Here is a 17253-nt window from a genome sequence, read left to right as displayed (position 1 = left end):
GCAACATGCAGGGCAACATCATTGATCTGTGCCCTGTCGGTGCGCTGGTGTCCAAGCCCTATGCCTTTACGGCCCGTCCTTGGGAATTGACCAAGACGGAAACGATTGATGTGATGGATGCGCTTGGCTCGTCTATCCGCGTGGATACGAAGGGTCGCGAAGTGATGCGCATTCTTCCGCGCAACCATGACGGTGTGAACGAGGAATGGATTTCTGACAAAACCCGTTTCGTCTGGGATGGTTTGCGCCGCCAGCGTTTGGACACACCCTATATTCGTGAGAACGGCAAGCTGCGCAAAGCAGGCTGGGGCGAAGCGCTTGGCGCGGCGGCGGCGGCGATGAAGGGCAAGAAAGTTGCCGGTTTGATCGGTGATCTGGTGCCTGTGGAAGCGGCCTTTGCGTTGAAGCAATTGGTTGAAGGGCAGGGCGGCAACGTCGAATGTCGCACGGACAAAGCGCGCCTACCTGCGGGCAACCGTTCGGCCTATGTCGGCAACGCGCGCATTGAAGACATCGACGCGGCGCAGACGATTTTCATCATCGGATCTAACCCGCGCATTGAAGCGCCTGTTTTGAACGCGCGCATTCGCAAGGCCTGGACAAAAGGTGCAACCGTTGCACTGATCGGAGAGCCTGTTGATCTGAGCTATGACTATATTCACCTTGGAACAGATCGTGCGGCTTTGCAGAAAATCGCGGACATGGACCATTCAGACAAGCACGGCAAAGCTGGCGTGATGATTATCGGCCAAGGTGCATTGCAAGAAGCAGATGGCGAAGCGGTGCTTGGCACGGCGATGACGACAGCTGCTGCCGGTCAATCCAAGTTCATGGTACTTCACACAGCAGCGGGCCGCGTTGGCGCGATGGATGCGGGCTGTACCACTGAAGGCGGCGTAGAAGCGGCAACGAGCGGTGCAGAGGTTATCTATAACCTTGGCTCTGACGAGGTGGACATCGACGCAGGGGCCTTCGTGATTTACCAAGGCAGCCACGGCGATCGCGGTGCACATCGCGCGGACATCATTCTTCCGGGCGCAGCATACACGGAAGAGCATGGGCTGTTTGTGAACACCGAAGGGCGTCCACAACTGGCAATGCGTGCGGGATTTGCACCGGGCGAGGCCAAGGAAAACTGGGCGATCCTGCGGGCGCTTTCGGCAGAATTGGGCGCAACGCTGCCCTATGACAGCCTTGCGGCGCTGCGCACTGCGCTTGTCGCTGAAGTGCCGCATCTGGCGCAGATCGACGAGGTCCCAGAAAACGACTGGCAGCCGCTTAAGGCAAAGAAAATGGGCAAAGCGGATTTCCGCGGCGCGGTTTCCGATTTCTACCTGAGCAACCCGATTGCACGTTCCAGCGAACTAATGGCCGAACTCTCTGCGGGCGCGAAGGCGCGCGCGGCGGGCGGAAAGCTGGCTGCCGAGTGAGACAGGCGGTTCTCATATCCCCTCTGGCGCTTGCGCTGGCTGGTGCGGTTTCTGGTTGCGAGCAATCAGACGCCCCCAAGCAGGCTGCGTTCAAGCCGGAGTATCAGGGCGTGAATACGCGCCTGCTCGATGGGGATCTGGTGAATTTCCAAGTTAAAATGACAGGTGCGCGCGATAGCGCGGACGTGGATGCCTACGCACAATGTGCTGCTGCGCAATATGCGTTAATCCGGGGTTATGGTTTTGCGCGTCATTTGCGCACTTCTGTGCTCGAAGAGGGTGGCCTCTGGCTGGCAGATGCTGTTTACACCATCTCGCCAGCACTACCGCGCGGATCAAAGACGATTGACGCTGAAGTCACCGTTTCTGCCTGCGCTGAAAACAAGATACCGACGGTGTGAGGACCTAATGTACGACTTTTTCACCACCACCACACTGGGCATGGGCCTGACGATCGTTGGACAGATTTTCCTTCTGGTCATTCCTTTGCTCCTCGCGCTGGCCTTTTTGATGTATGCGGATCGCAAGATCTGGGCAGCCGTCATGATGCGCCGAGGCCCGAACGTCGTTGGCGTCTTTGGCTTGCTGCAAAGTTTTGCGGACTTTTTGAAATACATCGTTAAGGAAGTCGTCTTCCCTGCGGGCGCTGACAAGGTCGTCTTCCTGATGGCCCCGATGGTCACATTGGTGATGAGCTTGATCGCCTGGGCGGTTATCCCGTTCAATGATGGTTGGGTGATTTCGGAAATCAACGTCGCGATCCTATATGTGATGGCGGTCTCCTCGCTTGAAGTTTACGGCGTTATCATGGGGGGCTGGGCGTCCAACTCGAAGTATCCATTCCTTGGCTCGCTTCGCTCGGCTGCGCAGATGATCTCCTACGAAGTCTCTATCGGCTTGATTATTATCGGTATTATCATTTCGTCCGGCTCGATGAATTTTGGCGGTATCGTTGCCTCTCAAGATGGTGGCTACGGCATGTTCAGCTGGTACTGGTTGCCGCATTTCCCGATGTTGATCTTGTTCTTCATCTCGGCGCTTGCAGAAACCAACCGCCCACCGTTCGACCTTCCCGAAGCGGAATCAGAACTGGTGGCGGGCTATCAGGTTGAATATTCATCTACGCCATTCCTGTTGTTCATGATCGGCGAGCTGGTCGCAGTTGTTCTGATGTGCGCGCTGATTTCGCTGATGTTCTTCGGCGGGTGGTTGTCACCCATTCCGGGTCTGCCAGATGGTATCTTCTGGATGGTCAGCAAAATGCTTGTCGTGTTCTTCTTCTTCTCGATGGTGAAGGCGATCACACCGCGTTACCGCTATGACCAGCTTATGCGCATTGGTTGGAAAATCTTCCTGCCCTTCAGCCTGTTCTGGGTTGTCTTCGTCGCGTTCGCAGCAAAATTTGACTGGTTCTGGGGTGCCTATGCACGCTGGACAGTAGGGGGCTAAAGCAATGGCAACTTTCGATTATGGCCGTGCGGTCAAATACTTCCTCCTTGCGGACTTTGTAAAAGGCTTCGGCCTTGGCCTGCGCTATATGTTTTCGCCCAAAGTCACGCTGAACTACCCGCACGAGAAGGGGCCTTTGTCCCCGCGTTTTCGCGGCGAACACGCGCTGCGCCGTTATCCCAATGGCGAAGAGCGTTGCATCGCGTGTAAACTGTGTGAAGCGGTTTGCCCTGCGCAGGCCATCACCATTGATGCAGAGCCGCGCGATGACGGATCACGCCGCACAACGCGTTATGATATCGACATGACCAAGTGCATCTATTGCGGCTTCTGTCAGGAAGACTGCCCGGTGGATGCAATCGTTGAAGGCCCGAATTTCGAATTCTCGACGGAAACCCGCGAAGAGCTTTTCTATGATAAAGAGAAACTGCTCGACAACGGCGATCGTTGGGAAGCGCAGATTGCGAGGAACCTTGAATTGGATGCGCCCTACCGATGAGCGATGCAAACAACCCCTTTGCCATGATGATGGCCCAAGCGCAGGAGATGGCGAAAGCCTTCAACCCTGCGATGGGCGGTTTTTCTACGCAAGCCATGGAAAAGCTATGGCCGACCATGACCAAGGACATGATGGAAATGTCCTTTGGAAAAGGTGCGAGCAAAGAGGGCCTGGACGCGAAAACGCGGCTTTTGCTGACGCTGGCGGGTTTGACCATGCAGGGCGCGCAGAACGAAACGCAGCTGCGAATGACTGTGCGCCACGCACTTGTTGCAGGCGCTACGAAAGAAGAAGTGACCGAGGCCATCGCCCAGATGTCGATGTTCGCAGGGCTACCCGCCATGACCCGCGCGATGGAATTCGCGAACGAGGTTCTGACAGAAAGTAAGGAAGACGAGACATGACCGTCGCTGTTTTTACATTTTACCTCTTTGCGATCTGCACGATCGCAGGCGGTCTTTTCACCGTTATCAGCCGTAACCCGGTTCATTCGGTGCTTTGGCTGATCCTTGCGTTCCTGTCTTCTGCAGGTTTGTTCGTGCTGCTTGGCGCTGAATTTGTCGCGATGCTGTTGATTATCGTCTATGTCGGGGCGGTCGCGGTTCTATTCCTCTTTGTGGTCATGATGCTTGACATCGACTTTGCGGAACTCAAGGCCGAGATGGCAAAATACATGCCACTGGCGCTTTTGATTGGCCTTGTTTTGCTGATGCAATTCACCATGGCCTTCGGTGTCTGGGAAGCTTCCGAACAAGCCGAAGCGCTGCGCGGTGCGGTCACGCCAGGCGATACGCATAACACTGCCGCGCTCGGCTTGCTGCTTTATGACAAATACTTCCTGATCTTCCAGCTTGCAGGGCTGATCCTGCTTGTCGCAATGATCGGCGCTATTGTTCTAACACTGCGGCACCGCACGGATGTGAAGCGTCAGAACGTGGTTGCGCAGATGCACCGCGATCCAGCGACTGCGATGGAATTGAAAGACGTGAAACCGGGCCAGGGTCTGTAGCCCGGAATTATCAAATAATTCCGGCTCGATTTCATTTGATGAAATCGCGGTCGGGAAAAAGGAAAGAGACTACGCGATGATCGGACTAGAACATTACCTGACAGTGGCAGCGACGCTGTTTGTCATTGGTATCTTTGGCCTTTTTGTGAACCGCAAGAACGTCATCATCTTGCTCATGTCGATTGAGCTGATGCTGCTCGCGGTGAATATCAACATGGTCGCCTTTTCCAGTTTCCTCGGGGATCTGGTCGGGCAGGTGTTTACGCTGTTCGTTCTAACCGTCGCCGCCGCTGAGGCCGCGATTGGCCTTGCGATCCTTGTCTGCTTCTTCCGTACTCGCGGCACCATTGCCGTCGAAGACGTCAACGTGATGAAAGGCTAACCAGATGGAAACGCTAATACTTTTTGCGCCTCTGGTCGGGGCCATCATCGGCGGCTTCGGCTGGCGTCTGATCGGTGAAAAAGGCGCGATGTGGGTGACCACGGGTCTGCTTTTTGTTGCCTGTTTCTTCTCTTGGGTTGTTTTCCTCACGCATGACGGTGTGATGGAGAAGATCCAGATCATGCGCTGGATCGAAAGCGGGAGCCTGTCCACTGACTGGGGCATCCGCATGGATCGTCTGACGGCGATCATGCTGATCGTTATTACAACAGTTTCCGCGCTGGTTCACCTGTATTCCTTTGGCTACATGGACAAAGATCCACAGTGGAAAGAGGGCGAAAGCTATAAGCCGCGCTTCTTTGCGTATCTGTCGTTCTTTACCTTCGCCATGCTTATGCTGGTGACATCGGACAACCTGGTTCAGATGTTCTTTGGGTGGGAAGGGGTTGGCGTTGCCTCCTACCTTCTGATCGGATTCTACTATCGCAAGCCTTCAGCCAATGCCGCCGCGATCAAAGCCTTCGTGGTGAACCGCGTTGGTGATTTCGGTTTCGCGCTGGGTATCTTTGGCTTGTTCTATCTGACGGATAGCATCAACTTTGACGATGTGTTCGCGGCCGCGCCTGCGCTGGCGGACAAGCAGATCCATTTCCTTTGGGCCGAGTGGAATGCAGCCAATCTGATCGCCTTCTTGCTGTTTGTCGGTGCGATGGGGAAATCGGCGCAGCTGTTCCTGCACACATGGCTTCCGGATGCGATGGAAGGCCCGACACCTGTTTCGGCGCTGATCCACGCGGCGACCATGGTCACGGCGGGTGTCTTCCTTGTTTGCCGCATGTCGCCCTTGATGGAATACGCGCCAGAGGCGACGGCGTTCATCACGTTCCTTGGTGCGACGACTGCTTTTGTGGCAGCAACAATCGGACTGGTGCAGAACGACATCAAACGCGTTATCGCGTATTCGACCATGTCCCAGCTGGGTTACATGTTCGTTGCGGCTGGCGTTGGCGTCTATTCGGTTGCGATGTTCCACCTGTTCACGCATGCCTTTTTCAAAGCGATGCTCTTCCTTGGGGCTGGTTCTGTCATTCACGCGATGCATCACGAGCAGGACATGCGTAACTACGGTGGCCTGCGCAAGAAAATTCCCTACACCTTTATGGCGATGATGGTCGGCACGCTGGCAATCACCGGTGTCGGTATTCCGTTGACCACGATCGGTTTCGCGGGCTTCTTGTCGAAGGACGCCGTGATTGAAAGCGCATGGGCTGGCACGGCAGGGGGCTATGCTTTCTGGATGCTGGTTATTGCGGCGATGCTGACGTCTTTCTATAGCTGGCGCCTGATGTTCCTGACCTTCTATGGCAAGCCACGCGGCGACAAGCATACGCATGAACACGCGCATGAAAGCCCGATGGTTATGCTGGTGCCGCTTGGTGTTCTCAGCCTCGGTTCGATTTTTGCGGGCATGCTCTGGTATGGCAGCTTCTTTGGCGATCATGCTCAGGTGAACAAATTCTTCGGTATTCCTGCGCATCACGCTGAAGCCTCTGAGGGCCACGGCGAGACTGCTAAAGCCGACGACGGGCATGGCGCAGCCAAGACTGAGGACGCGCATGGCGACGATCACGCAAAAGCAGACGATCACGCGGCCAAGCCTGCGATGGCGCACCACGGTGAAGCCCCTGTTGGCGCGATCTACATGGCCGGCGACAACCACGTGATGGACGAAGCACACCACGCGCCGAAATGGGTCAAGATCAGCCCGTTCATTGCAATGGTCATCGGCTTCTTGATGGCTATGTGGTTCTACATCTGGAACCCGGCTATGCCGAAACGCGTTATGGAAACCAACCGTCCGCTTTACAATTTCCTGCTGAACAAGTGGTACTTTGACGAAATCTACGATTTCATCTTTGTGCAGCCTGCCAGCGCAATTGGCCGCTTCTTCTGGAAGCGCGGCGATGGAAATGTGATTGACGGAACCCTAAACGGGATTGCAATGGGCATTGTGCCCTTCTTCACCCGCCTCGCAGGTCGCGCGCAGTCCGGCTATATCTTTACCTATGCCTTCGCCATGGTGATCGGAATTCTGGTTCTGGTCACATGGATGACGTTCTCCGGAGGAGCGCACTAATGGATAACCTTCTTTCCATTGTCACTTTCATTCCTGCGCTTGCAGCTTTGATTCTGGCGCTGTTCCTGCGCGGAAGCGATGAGGCAGCAGCGCGCAATGCCAAGTGGCTTGCAATGATCGCAACCTCTGCGACGTTCCTTGTGTCGCTCTTTATCCTCGCGCAGTTTGACAGTGCGGATACGGGTTTCCAGATGGTGGAAACGGGCACATGGGTCATGGGCATGCAATACAAGATGGGTGTGGATGGTATTTCCGTGCTCTTCGTCATGCTGACCACCTTCATGATGCCACTGGTGATTGCTGCCAGCTGGGACGTGAAGACGCGCGTGAAGGAATATATGATTGCCTTCCTGCTTCTTGAAACGTTGATGCTTGGCGTGTTCATGGCGCTGGATCTTGTCCTGTTCTACGTCTTCTTTGAAGCCGGTCTGATCCCGATGTTCCTTATCATCGGTATTTGGGGCGGCGCGAACCGCATTTATGCGAGCTTCAAGTTCTTCCTTTATACCTTCCTTGGTTCGGTTTTGATGCTGGTTGCCATGGTTGCAATGTTTGCGGATGCGGGCACAACGGATATCCCGACACTGATGAACCACTCTTTCGGTTCCGAGAGTTTCTCGTTGCTGGGTATCCAGGTTGTCGGCGGGATGCAGACATTGATGTTCCTTGCGTTCTTTGCGTCTTTCGCCGTGAAAATGCCGATGTGGCCTGTCCACACATGGCTGCCTGACGCGCACGTTCAGGCGCCGACCGCCGGCTCTGTTGTTCTTGCGGCAATCCTGCTCAAAATGGGTGGCTACGGTTTCTTGCGTTTCTCTTTGCCGATGTTCCCGGTGGGCGCGGATGTCATGACACCGCTGATCCTGTGGATGTCTGCGATTGCGATTGTCTACACATCGCTTGTAGCGCTGGTTCAGGAAGACATGAAAAAGCTGATCGCTTATTCCTCGGTCGCGCACATGGGCTATGTCACGATGGGTATCTTCGCCGCGAACCAGCAAGGTGTTGATGGTGCGATTTTCCAGATGATCTCTCACGGCTTTATCTCTGGCGCGCTCTTCCTTTGCGTTGGTGTGATCTATGACCGTATGCACACACGCGAGATTGACGCCTATGGCGGCCTTGTAACGCGTATGCCGGCCTACGCGCTGATCTTTATGTTCTTCACGATGGCGAACGTCGGTCTGCCCGGTACATCCGGCTTTATCGGTGAATTTCTGACGCTGATGGGTGTGTTCCAGGTGAACACATGGGTGGCTGCGGTTGCGACGGCGGGTGTTATCCTGTCCGCGGCCTATGCGCTTTGGCTCTATCGCCGTGTCGTGATGGGTGATCTGATAAAGGAAAGCCTGCGCACGATCACGGATATGACCCAGCGCGAGCGCGCGATCTTTGCGCCGCTGGTGGTGATGACGCTGCTTCTCGGTGTTTATCCTGCACTGGTTCTCGACATTATTGGCCCCTCGGTTGAGGCGCTGGTTTCCAACTATGACACCGCACTGGCGAGCGCACCAAGCGCGGCCGCTGCTGTCGCATCGCACTAAGAAGGGCGCTGAATATGATACAGGCTGACCTGACAATCATTCTGCCAGAAATCCTGCTGGCGCTCTTTGCAATGATCGCGCTTGTGGGCGCGGTCTATACGGGTAAGGACAAGATCGCCTCGATGCTGGTCTGGATCACCTCTGCTGTGTTCCTCGGACTTGCTGCATGGATCGGTTTCAGCGGCGAGGGTACGAATGTCGCCTTTGGCGGTATGTTCCATGACGATGCGTTCTCGCGCTTTGCCAAGGTTGCGATCTTGCTTGCGTCTGCTGCGGTTCTCATCATGAGCCAAGAGTATATGCAGCGCAAAGGTCTGCTGCGCTTTGAATACCCTGTGCTGGTCGCGCTCAGCGTCGTTGGCATGATGGTGATGGTGTCTGCGGGCGATCTGATGACGCTTTACATGGGTCTTGAGCTGCAATCGCTTGCGCTTTATGTCGTCGCCTCCCTGCGCCGCGATAGTGCAAAATCGACCGAAGCGGGTCTGAAATACTTCGTGCTGGGCGCGCTCAGCTCTGGCTTGCTTCTTTATGGTGCGTCCTTGACGTATGGCTACGCAGGCACAACGCTTTTCTCAGGCATCATTCAGACGGCAACCGAAGGGCACATCTCTGTTGGACTGCTGTTTGGTCTGGTCTTCATCGTGTCGGGCCTTGCGTTCAAAGTGTCTGCGGTTCCGTTCCACATGTGGACACCAGACGTTTATGAAGGCTCGCCCACACCTGTGACAGCCTTCTTTGCAACAGCGCCGAAAATTGCGGCCATGGGCCTTTTCGCCCGTGTATTGCACGATGCCTTTGGCGGTGCGGTCAGTGATTGGAGCCAGGTCGTGGCGTTCCTGTCATTGCTGTCTATGTTCCTTGGCGCCTTTGCGGCGATCGGCCAAACCAACATCAAACGTCTGATGGCGTTCTCGTCCATTGCTCATATGGGCTATGCATTGATGGGCCTTGCGGCAGGGACGGCATTCGGGGTTCAGGCGATGCTGGTCTATATGGCGATCTATGTGACGATGAATGTCGGCACCTTTGCCTTTATCCTGTCGATGGAAAAAGACGGTCAAGCGGTGACAAACATCAGCGCGTTGAACCAATATGCCAAGCGCGAGCCGGGCAAGGCGCTGGCGATGCTGGTCTTGCTTTTCTCTATGGCGGGTGTGCCGCCAATGGTCGGCTTTTTCGGTAAGCTATATGTGCTGCGCGCCGCCTATGATGCGGGGCTTGCATGGCTTGCGATTGCTGGTGTGATCGCTTCTGTGATCGGTGCCTATTACTACCTGCGCATCGTTTACTACATGTACTTTGGCGACGAGCCTGACGAAGCATTGGACAAAAGCAAATCGCCTGTGCTTTGGGCCTTCCTTATGGGTTCGGCAGCGATCATGGTGCTTGGCCTAATCAACCTCTTCGGGGTTGAGGGCGCAGCGGCGGCGGCGGCAGCAACGCTTGTCAACTAAACCAGGTTTTCCAAATGGCTTCGGTCGGCGTGTGCTGACCGAAGTCGATAGCACCAATGCAGAAGCTGCACGTATTGCGAAAACGCTGTCAGGGCCAGAGTGGATATTGGCCCTGAACCAGACCGCCTCTCGCGGTAGGCGGGGCAGGCCTTGGCGCTTTCCCAAAGGCAACTTTGCTGCGACGCTGGTGCTGCATCCCAAAGAAACCCCTGACATCGTCGCTCTACGTTCTTTTGTAGCGTCCCTTGCACTGTTTGACGCTTTCGTAAGCGCGGGTGTTCAGCCTCAAGCGCTTGCTCTCAAGTGGCCCAACGATGTTCTGCTGAATGGTGGCAAGGTCGCGGGGATCTTGCTTGAAAGCATCGGCGCAGGGCAGGGCGTCAGCCATCTTGCGATTGGCATCGGCGTCAATCTTGCAGATGCACCCGCCCAAGCCGAGGTGGAGGCGGGCGCGGTGCGTCCTGTCGCGCTGCTTTCGGAGGCCGGCGTTTCAATCAGCCCTGAAGAGTTTCTTGATCTGCTGGCAAGCGCCTATGCGCGCCTTGAGGAGCAATTCACCACCTTCGGCTTCGCCCCCATTCGCGAGGGCTGGCTCGCCCGGGCTGCGCGTTTGGGCGAAGTCATCACAGCGCGCACCGCAACGTCAGAAACCTCTGGCACCTTCGAGACGGTGGACGAACACGGCAACCTTGTTCTAAAAACTCCCAAAACCCGTGTGGCGATCGCCGCTGCGGATGTATTCTTCTAACGCGGAGAGGCACCATGCTTCTAGCCATCGACACCGGCAACACAAACACGGTCTTTTCGATCTGGGATGGCACGAAATGGCTGTGCACCCTGCGCACATCAACCCATCATGGACGTACGGCGGACGCCTATTTCACATGGTTCTCGACGCTGGTGAAGCATTACGAGATCGAACTGAACATCACCGATGTGATTATCTCGTCAACCGTGCCGCGCGTTGTGTTCAATCTGCGGGTCTTTGCCGATCGTTTTTTTGGCTGCCGCCCGTTGGTTGTAGGCAAGCCTGAATGCAGTCTGCCGATCCCCCCGCGCGTTGATGGCGGCACACAGGTCGGACCTGACCGCCTTGCCAATGCGGCGGCAGCCTTTGATCGTCACGGCGGCAATGTTGTGGTCGTGGATTTCGGCACGGCGACCAATTTCGATGTGGTGGCAGAGGACGGTGCCTATGTCGGCGGTGTGATTGCACCCGGTGTGAATTTGTCGCTGGAAGCGCTGCACAACGGCGCTGCGGCGCTTCCGCATGTGGATATTTCCCAGCCCGGGCATGTTATCGGCACAAATACCGTCGAATGTATCCAATCGGGTGTCTTCTGGGGCTATACGGGCCTCATCGAAGGCATTACGACCCGTATCAAGAATGAATATGGCAAGCCGATGAAAGTGGTTGGCACAGGCGGTCTTGCCCCGCTGTTTGCAACCGCAGAAAACCTGTTTGACGTGATCGAGGACGACCTGACAATGCATGGTCTGATCGTGATCCACGAGCATAATAAAAAGAACGGATAAGACACAATGAGCGCAGAGCGTTTGATCTACCTTCCCCTTGGCGGGGCGGGCGAAATTGGCATGAATGCCTATGTTTATGGCTACGGGAAACCGGGCAAAGAGAAACTTATCCTTGTGGATATCGGCGTGACCTTTCCTGATATGGACGGCACCCCCGGTGTGGATCTGATCCTGCCGGATATCACATGGCTTAAAGAGCGCCGTAACGATCTGGAGGCGATCTTTATTACCCATGCGCATGAGGACCACGTCGGCGCGATCGGGCATTTCTATGAACACCTCAAGGTGCCGATTTACACCCGTGCCTTCACCGCGAATATCGCGCGACGTAAACTGGAAGAATATGGCGTTGAAGCCAAAGCCGTGACCACCGTGTCGCCCTGGCCTGAAACGATCAAGGCTGGACCGTTCAGTGTGGGTTTCCTGCCAATCTCGCACTCGATCCCCGAAAGCTCGGGCCTGGTTATCGACAGCCCGGACGGGCGTATTTTGCATACGGGCGATTTCAAGCTGGATGAAACCCCGCTTGTGGGTGAGCCTTTCAATGAACAGCTTTGGCGCGATGTGTCCAAGGATGGCGTGAAAGCCTTGGTTTGCGATTCAACCAACGTCTTTTCCATGCACGCGGGCCGCTCGGAAATCACCGTCGGTCCTGAGATTGAAAAGCTGATTTCCGATCAGCCCGGCATGGTTGTCGCGACGACCTTTGCCTCTAACGTGGCGCGCGTGAAAACGCTGGCAGAGGCGGGCGTTCGCGCCGGTCGTTCTGTGGTGCTATTGGGCCGCGCCATGCGCCGCATGGTTGAAGCGTCGATTGAAACGGGTGTTCTCAAGGACTTTCCGACCTGTATCAATCCAGAGGATGCTGCGAACCTGCCACGTGAGAACGTGATGCTGCTGGTGACTGGTTCGCAAGGCGAACGTCGCGCGGCCTCTGCGCAACTGGCGCGCGGCAAGTATCAGGGTTTGACGCTGAAAGAGGGTGACACGTTCCTCTTTTCATCCAAAACAATCCCGGGCAACGAACGCGGCGTGATCTACATCATCAACCAGCTTTCCGAAAAAGGCGTTGATGTGATTGATGACAGCTCTGGCCTTTATCACGTTTCAGGCCACGCCAACCGCCCTGATCTGGAACGTATGCACGAGATCACAAAGCCACAGATGTTGATCCCGATGCATGGCGAGCACCGTCATTTGCGCACGCATGTGAAGATTGCTGAAGAAAAAGGGCTGGCAGGCATTGTCGCCGTGAACGGCATGATGATTGATCTGTCTGGCAACAAGCCCAAGGTTGCGGATTACATCGAAACAGGACGCACCTATCTGGACGGTTCTGTTCAAGTCGGGGCGCTTGATGGCGTTGTGCGTGATCGTATGCGTATGGCTTTGAACGGTCACATCACTGTGACGCTTATTCTGGACGAAAATGATGACATGCTGGGCGATCCATGGTGCGAAATCATGGGGCTTGCCGATCAGGGACGATCACGCGCGCCGTTGGTCGATGTGCTTGAAGAAGATCTGAGCCAGCTTATTGGACGTTCCAACGCCAAGACGATCAAGGATGACGCCAAGCTGGAAGAGGCGATCAAACGCCAGGTCCGTCAAAGCTGCAACGCCGAGATTGGCAAAAAGCCGGAAGTGACGATCGTGATAAGCCGCCTGTCCTAAAGGCGGTTCTGGTCCAACCAGCCGAGCAGACGAAAAAGCTGAGAGGTGAGGGCAGCGATGTCCTCATCGCTCCACCCATCCAGCATGGCGACGTAATCGGGCAGGAGCGCACGCTGGATGGTGCGCAGATGCTCTTGCCCTGCCTTTGTCAGAAAGACCTGCTTGGAGCGTGCATCGCCCTGCGTTCCCTCAAGGCGCGCCCAGCCGTGGGTTTCGAATTTGTTCACCATCTTTGAGACAGCGGGTTGCTTAACTTCTACCGCGGCGGCAATGCCTGTGATGCTTTGCCCATCAGGTGCGCGGCGCGCGAGGTGGTTCATCACCGAGAACTGCGCCTCTGTCAGATCGAATCGATCCAGAAAAACACCCATCCTCGTACTGAAAAGCTGCGTCGCAATCGTGAGCGCGGTACCAAGATTTGCATATTTTTCAATACCATGAGGGGGATTTTCCATTCGGCTTCACTTTTCACCTTGCGACTAATTCCACGGAATGTAATAAACATTCCAAGGAATGCAAATTAGGAAAGGAAACACCTTATGTTCTGCTTGTTGAAAAACAGGGTCCAGTCTCTGTCACTGCGAACCCACATCCTCGCCACGCTCGCCAGCTTTGCCGCGTTTCAGGGTACGCGGATCACGCTGGACGCGTTTTATGCGGCCTCGGGCCATCCCGTGGATTATGCGACGGGACAACTGGCCTTCTCTGGCGAAAAGATATTCGGCTATTACGAAAGCATGCGGGCAGGGGGCACTTTTGGCACCTATATCCAGACCCAGATGTTCGACTTTCTGTTCATCGCTTCGGTTATTGCGTTCGGCATTTGCCTTGGCACGTTGATTGGCCGTCTTGGCGCTGAGCGGAGTGCGACCAGGATCATGGCGACGGGCGCGGCTTTCTTTGCCTTTGTCGGGGGCACGTTGGACGCGCTTGAAAACGCGATGTCGTTCGTTCTGATGCAGTTTCAGACAACAATCCCGCAAGTGCTGGCGCTGATCTACTCCAGTTTTGCCGCGCTGAAATTTGTCTCGCTTACCTTTGCAATGGCGCTGGCAATCGCGGCGTTGATCGCGGCTGCGATTGCAGGCGGTATGCATATGTTCCGCGCGTCTCAAAGCGCCTGAGACAAAGAAAAAGCCCCGCGTTGCGATGTGCAAGCGGAGCTTTTTTTGATGAATAACCGGAGCTTAGTTTGTGCGGCGCTCGTCAAAGCTCATTGCGATAAAGCCGGGCATATGATCGCCCATTCCAACAACTTTGTTGGTGTCACCGCTGCGCGAGCGATTTGAGCGGGAACGATTGTTGTTGTTGGAGCTGTTATTGCTGGAGCTCTCTTTCGGCGCAGGCTTTGCAGGCTCATTGCGCGGCTCGGATTTAGCAGGCTCGGTGTGCGCTTCAACCTTGGCCGTCTCAACCTTTGGCGTCTCAACCTTTGATGCTTCTGACTTTGCAGCGGAAGGTTTGCGGGTGCGCGAACGCGAGCGTTTTGGCTTGTCGTCGGCCTCTGACTTGGGCGTTTCGCTGGTGTTTTCAGAAGCTGTTTGCAGCGGATTATCAATGCGGGTGATCGTTTTCTGGATCAGCTTTTCGATCGCATCGAAGTTCTTTTCATCGCGCGGCACGCAGATCATCATCGCCTTGCCATCACGTCCAGCGCGTCCCGTGCGGCCAATGCGGTGAACATAATCCTCTGCGTGGCTTGGAACGTCGTAGTTGAACACGTGGCTAACCGATGGAACATCCAGCCCACGCGCAGCGACGTCAGAGGCGATAAGGAACTTGAGCGATCCATTGCGAAAGGCATCCAAGGTCTTTGTGCGTTGGCTTTGATCCAGATCACCGTGGATTGGCGCAGCGTCATAGCCGTATTTTTTCAAGGACTTGGCTACGGTGTCCACATCCATCTTGCGATTACAGAAGATGATTGCGTTGGTGCATTTATCACCCTCGCCGTCGATCAGCATGCGCAGCGCTTTGCGCTTTTCAGTGGCTTCACGATCCTTGCGCGAGCCTTTGAACATCATCACGACCTGTTCGATATTTTCGGAAGAGGTCGCCTGACGCGCAACTTCAACGCGGGCAGGATTAGATAGGAACGTATTGGTGATGCGCTCGATCTCTGGGGCCATTGTGGCCGAGAAAAACAGCGTCTGACGGGTGAAGGGCGTCAGGTTAAAGATGCGTTCGATATCAGGGATGAAACCCATATCAAGCATGCGGTCCGCTTCATCGACAACCATGACCTGAACGCCTGTGAGCAGCAGCTTGCCGCGCTCGACGTGATCGAGCAAACGACCGGGCGTTGCGATCAGAACGTCAACGCCTTTGTCGATCAGCTTGTCCTGTTCCTTGAACGAGACGCCGCCGATCAAGAGGGCTTTGGTCAGTTTCGGATGATATTTGGTGTAGGTGTCGAAGTTTTCCGCCACCTGCGCCGCCAGTTCCCGCGTCGGGCACAATACCAGCGAGCGCGGCATGCGTGCGCGTGCGCGCCCTTTGGCAAGCAAGGTAATCATCGGCAGCGTAAAGCTGGCGGTCTTGCCTGTACCGGTTTGCGCAATGCCCAGAACGTCGCGCCCTTCCAGGGCGGGGGGAATCGCACCAGCTTGAATTGGAGTAGGAGATTCGTAGCCAGCGTCGTCGATGGCTTTCAGGACCTTTGGGTCCAGTTTCAGATCAGAGAACTTTGTCATTTGTATCCGTGGCTTACGGACACAATTCGGCCCGTACATCTGCATCAGGCCAAATCCGATTGATTGAGTGTCTTTGCACCCCGTGGGCCTTGGCGCAGGAGATAGCGAAAAAGGGCGCTGTGGTCAAATCACCAAGTAGTTTCAGCACGTTCTCGGCAAAAACCTGATGAATCTGTCACAGATTGTTCGCACTGGGGAAACAATCACGCGAAATCGGGGAATTGTTCCGCGATTGCATTGTCCAGGTCGAGCATATGCCAATGCAGCAATCCATATTGCCCCAAGCCTTCAAGCAATTTCGGGCGTGGCGTGCAAAGCTCATCGTAGAAGGCTTGCAGGCCACCGATGGGGTCCGCGGCCTCGATCTGCGTGAGCAAGTCGTGCATGTTTAGCCCGCCTTTGCCCTGATCGAAGGGCGCGTTAAGCTCTGCGCGGTAAGCACCGCGATCCTTGCGATAGGCATATTGCGCCTGCCATTTGGCCCAGTCTGCACCATGCAAATGACACAGCCGCGCGGCGCTTAGCTCCACTTGCCCCGGGTTTTGATCCTCGCCAAGAAATGCGTTGTGGATTTTGACGGAAAACCCTTCAATTCCCGTGCGATAGATCATTTTTCCTGCCACATGGCTCAGAAAGCCACCGTTCACATGCGCGCCGAACTTCGGATAAAGCGCTTCGGTAATTTTGCGGCGTTCCGGCATCGGCAGGGCAAAGCCTTTGAACGGGCGCGGCTCGGTCATAGGACCATCCCAGGCCAAAGCCTCAACAGGGCGGATGCGGGCGCAAAAACAGGCGTCCGGCAATACCGCGAGCTGCTCGGGCAAAGGGGTATCGCAGGCCAGAAACTCGTCGTGATCGATATGGGCGAGCCAATCAACTTCAACCCGTTTGGCGTAGGCATCTGCCGCATTAATCGTTTGGCGCGGTTGATGTTTGTCAGGGCGCGCGCCTTTTTTTGCCCAATAGCCGGCATTTGTTTGGGTCACGCGCACCTTGGGATGGGCTTTGAGCGCGGTAAATGTCGCGACATCAGGGGTATCAAGGTAAATATACAGCCGGTGCGCGCCGCGTTGCAGATGGTATGCGGCAAAGCCCAATACGTCGCGCATCGGTGCCTTGATTGTGCTGACGATGCCCCATTTCGGCTCACTCATCTGCATGCGCTTTCAATGAGGTGCGTATCAACATGCCGTTCGCCTCCAGCGTTTTGATCATGTCGGGGCGGGCGAGGCATACCTCGTCAAACAGCTTTTTGGCACCGTTCTCACCATGCTCTTCGCGTAGAATGTCGATGATATCGCCAAGGCCTAGCCGCGCTTGGCCGCGATCACGATAAGAGCCATTGTTCAGGCGAAATTCGAGGTGCCGAGCAAAGCTGTCCCAATCGGGTGCATGTCGGTGCAATACGTTAAGGGATTGAACACGTTCGGTATTTTTGATCTC

At 55.5% G+C, this 17253-nt stretch carries 17 protein-coding genes and 1 pseudogene; 14 read left to right on the top strand and 4 right to left on the bottom strand.

Features of this window, described 5'->3' with window-relative positions; genetic code table 11:
- The 13 genes from WBC85_RS15210 to WBC85_RS15150 all read left to right on the top strand — a co-directional run.
- Positions 1-1430: molybdopterin-dependent oxidoreductase (locus WBC85_RS15210; RefSeq protein WP_424439126.1), on the top strand; the 1430-nt coding region annotated here is incomplete at its 5' end.
- Positions 1427-1831: a hypothetical protein gene (locus tag WBC85_RS15205; protein WP_424439123.1), complete on the top strand. Its 405-nt coding sequence runs from the start codon at positions 1427-1429 to the stop codon at positions 1829-1831. The genes WBC85_RS15210 and WBC85_RS15205, both read left to right, overlap by 4 nt.
- A 7-nt stretch (positions 1832-1838) precedes the next feature.
- Positions 1839-2879, top strand: coding sequence for an NADH-quinone oxidoreductase subunit NuoH (nuoH, locus tag WBC85_RS15200; RefSeq protein WP_424439120.1), 1041 nt, complete (start codon positions 1839-1841; stop codon positions 2877-2879).
- A gap of 4 nt (positions 2880-2883) precedes the next feature.
- Positions 2884-3378, top strand: coding sequence for an NADH-quinone oxidoreductase subunit NuoI (gene nuoI / locus WBC85_RS15195; RefSeq protein ID WP_424439117.1), 495 nt, complete (start codon positions 2884-2886; stop codon positions 3376-3378).
- The gene (locus tag WBC85_RS15190; protein WP_424439114.1) at positions 3375-3782 is read left to right on the top strand and encodes a carboxymuconolactone decarboxylase family protein; all 408 of its coding nucleotides are present in this window, start codon (positions 3375-3377) and stop codon (positions 3780-3782) included. Before nuoI ends, WBC85_RS15190 begins: the two co-directional genes overlap by 4 nt.
- Positions 3779-4387: an NADH-quinone oxidoreductase subunit J gene (locus WBC85_RS15185; protein WP_424439111.1), complete on the top strand. Its 609-nt coding sequence runs from the start codon at positions 3779-3781 to the stop codon at positions 4385-4387. The genes WBC85_RS15190 and WBC85_RS15185 overlap by 4 nt, the downstream gene beginning before the upstream one ends.
- A gap of 76 nt (positions 4388-4463) precedes the next feature.
- On the top strand, positions 4464-4769 hold the full coding sequence (gene nuoK / locus WBC85_RS15180) for an NADH-quinone oxidoreductase subunit NuoK (protein WP_424439108.1): 306 nt from the start codon (positions 4464-4466) through the stop codon (positions 4767-4769).
- A gap of 4 nt (positions 4770-4773) precedes the next feature.
- Positions 4774-6906 (top strand): NADH-quinone oxidoreductase subunit L, encoded by a 2133-nt coding sequence (nuoL, locus tag WBC85_RS15175; protein WP_424439105.1) that lies wholly within the window; start codon positions 4774-4776, stop codon positions 6904-6906.
- The gene (locus WBC85_RS15170) at positions 6906-8450 is read left to right on the top strand and encodes an NADH-quinone oxidoreductase subunit M (protein ID WP_424439102.1); all 1545 of its coding nucleotides are present in this window, start codon (positions 6906-6908) and stop codon (positions 8448-8450) included. The genes nuoL and WBC85_RS15170 overlap by 1 nt, the downstream gene beginning before the upstream one ends.
- Positions 8451-8464: 14 nt before the next feature.
- Positions 8465-9907 (top strand): NADH-quinone oxidoreductase subunit NuoN, encoded by a 1443-nt coding sequence (gene nuoN, locus WBC85_RS15165; RefSeq protein WP_424439099.1) that lies wholly within the window; start codon positions 8465-8467, stop codon positions 9905-9907.
- A complete protein-coding gene (locus tag WBC85_RS15160) occupies positions 9897-10655 on the top strand; it encodes a biotin--[acetyl-CoA-carboxylase] ligase (RefSeq protein WP_424439096.1) in 759 nt (252 codons plus the stop codon). The genes nuoN and WBC85_RS15160 overlap by 11 nt, the downstream gene beginning before the upstream one ends.
- Before the next feature lie 14 nt (positions 10656-10669).
- Complete coding sequence (locus tag WBC85_RS15155; protein ID WP_424439093.1) at positions 10670-11443, top strand: type III pantothenate kinase; 774 nt, start codon at positions 10670-10672, stop codon at positions 11441-11443.
- A 6-nt stretch (positions 11444-11449) separates the two neighbouring features.
- Positions 11450-13117 (top strand): ribonuclease J, encoded by a 1668-nt coding sequence (locus tag WBC85_RS15150; protein WP_424439090.1) that lies wholly within the window; start codon positions 11450-11452, stop codon positions 13115-13117.
- Here WBC85_RS15150 and WBC85_RS15145 read toward each other — a convergent pair.
- Positions 13114-13572: a MarR family winged helix-turn-helix transcriptional regulator gene (locus WBC85_RS15145; protein ID WP_424439087.1), complete on the bottom strand. Its 459-nt coding sequence runs from the start codon at positions 13570-13572 to the stop codon at positions 13114-13116. The genes WBC85_RS15150 and WBC85_RS15145 overlap by 4 nt on opposite strands.
- An 84-nt stretch (positions 13573-13656) precedes the next feature.
- On the opposite strand from WBC85_RS15145, the gene WBC85_RS15140 reads away from it, so the two are divergent.
- Positions 13657-14241 (top strand): hypothetical protein, encoded by a 585-nt coding sequence (locus WBC85_RS15140; protein WP_424439084.1) that lies wholly within the window; start codon positions 13657-13659, stop codon positions 14239-14241.
- A gap of 63 nt (positions 14242-14304) precedes the next feature.
- Here the strand turns inward: WBC85_RS15140 and WBC85_RS15135 are convergent, their stop codons facing one another.
- The 3 genes and pseudogenes from WBC85_RS15135 to WBC85_RS15125 form a co-directional block, all read right to left on the bottom strand.
- Complete coding sequence (locus tag WBC85_RS15135; RefSeq protein WP_424439081.1) at positions 14305-15810, bottom strand: DEAD/DEAH box helicase; 1506 nt, start codon at positions 15808-15810, stop codon at positions 14305-14307.
- 203 nt (positions 15811-16013) lie between these two features.
- Positions 16014-16964, bottom strand: coding sequence for a glycosyltransferase family 2 protein (locus tag WBC85_RS15130; protein WP_424439078.1), 951 nt, complete (start codon positions 16962-16964; stop codon positions 16014-16016).
- Positions 16957-17253, bottom strand: a pseudogene (locus tag WBC85_RS15125) (glycosyltransferase family 2 protein); the annotation flags it as partial. The pseudogene WBC85_RS15125 and the gene WBC85_RS15130, both read right to left, overlap by 8 nt.

This window comes from Planktotalea sp. (assembly GCF_049680325.1).
GTDB lineage: Bacteria > Pseudomonadota > Alphaproteobacteria > Rhodobacterales > Rhodobacteraceae > Planktotalea.
The sequence above is the reverse complement of the archived record's forward strand: the minus strand, read 5'-3'. Positions and strand labels throughout refer to the sequence as shown.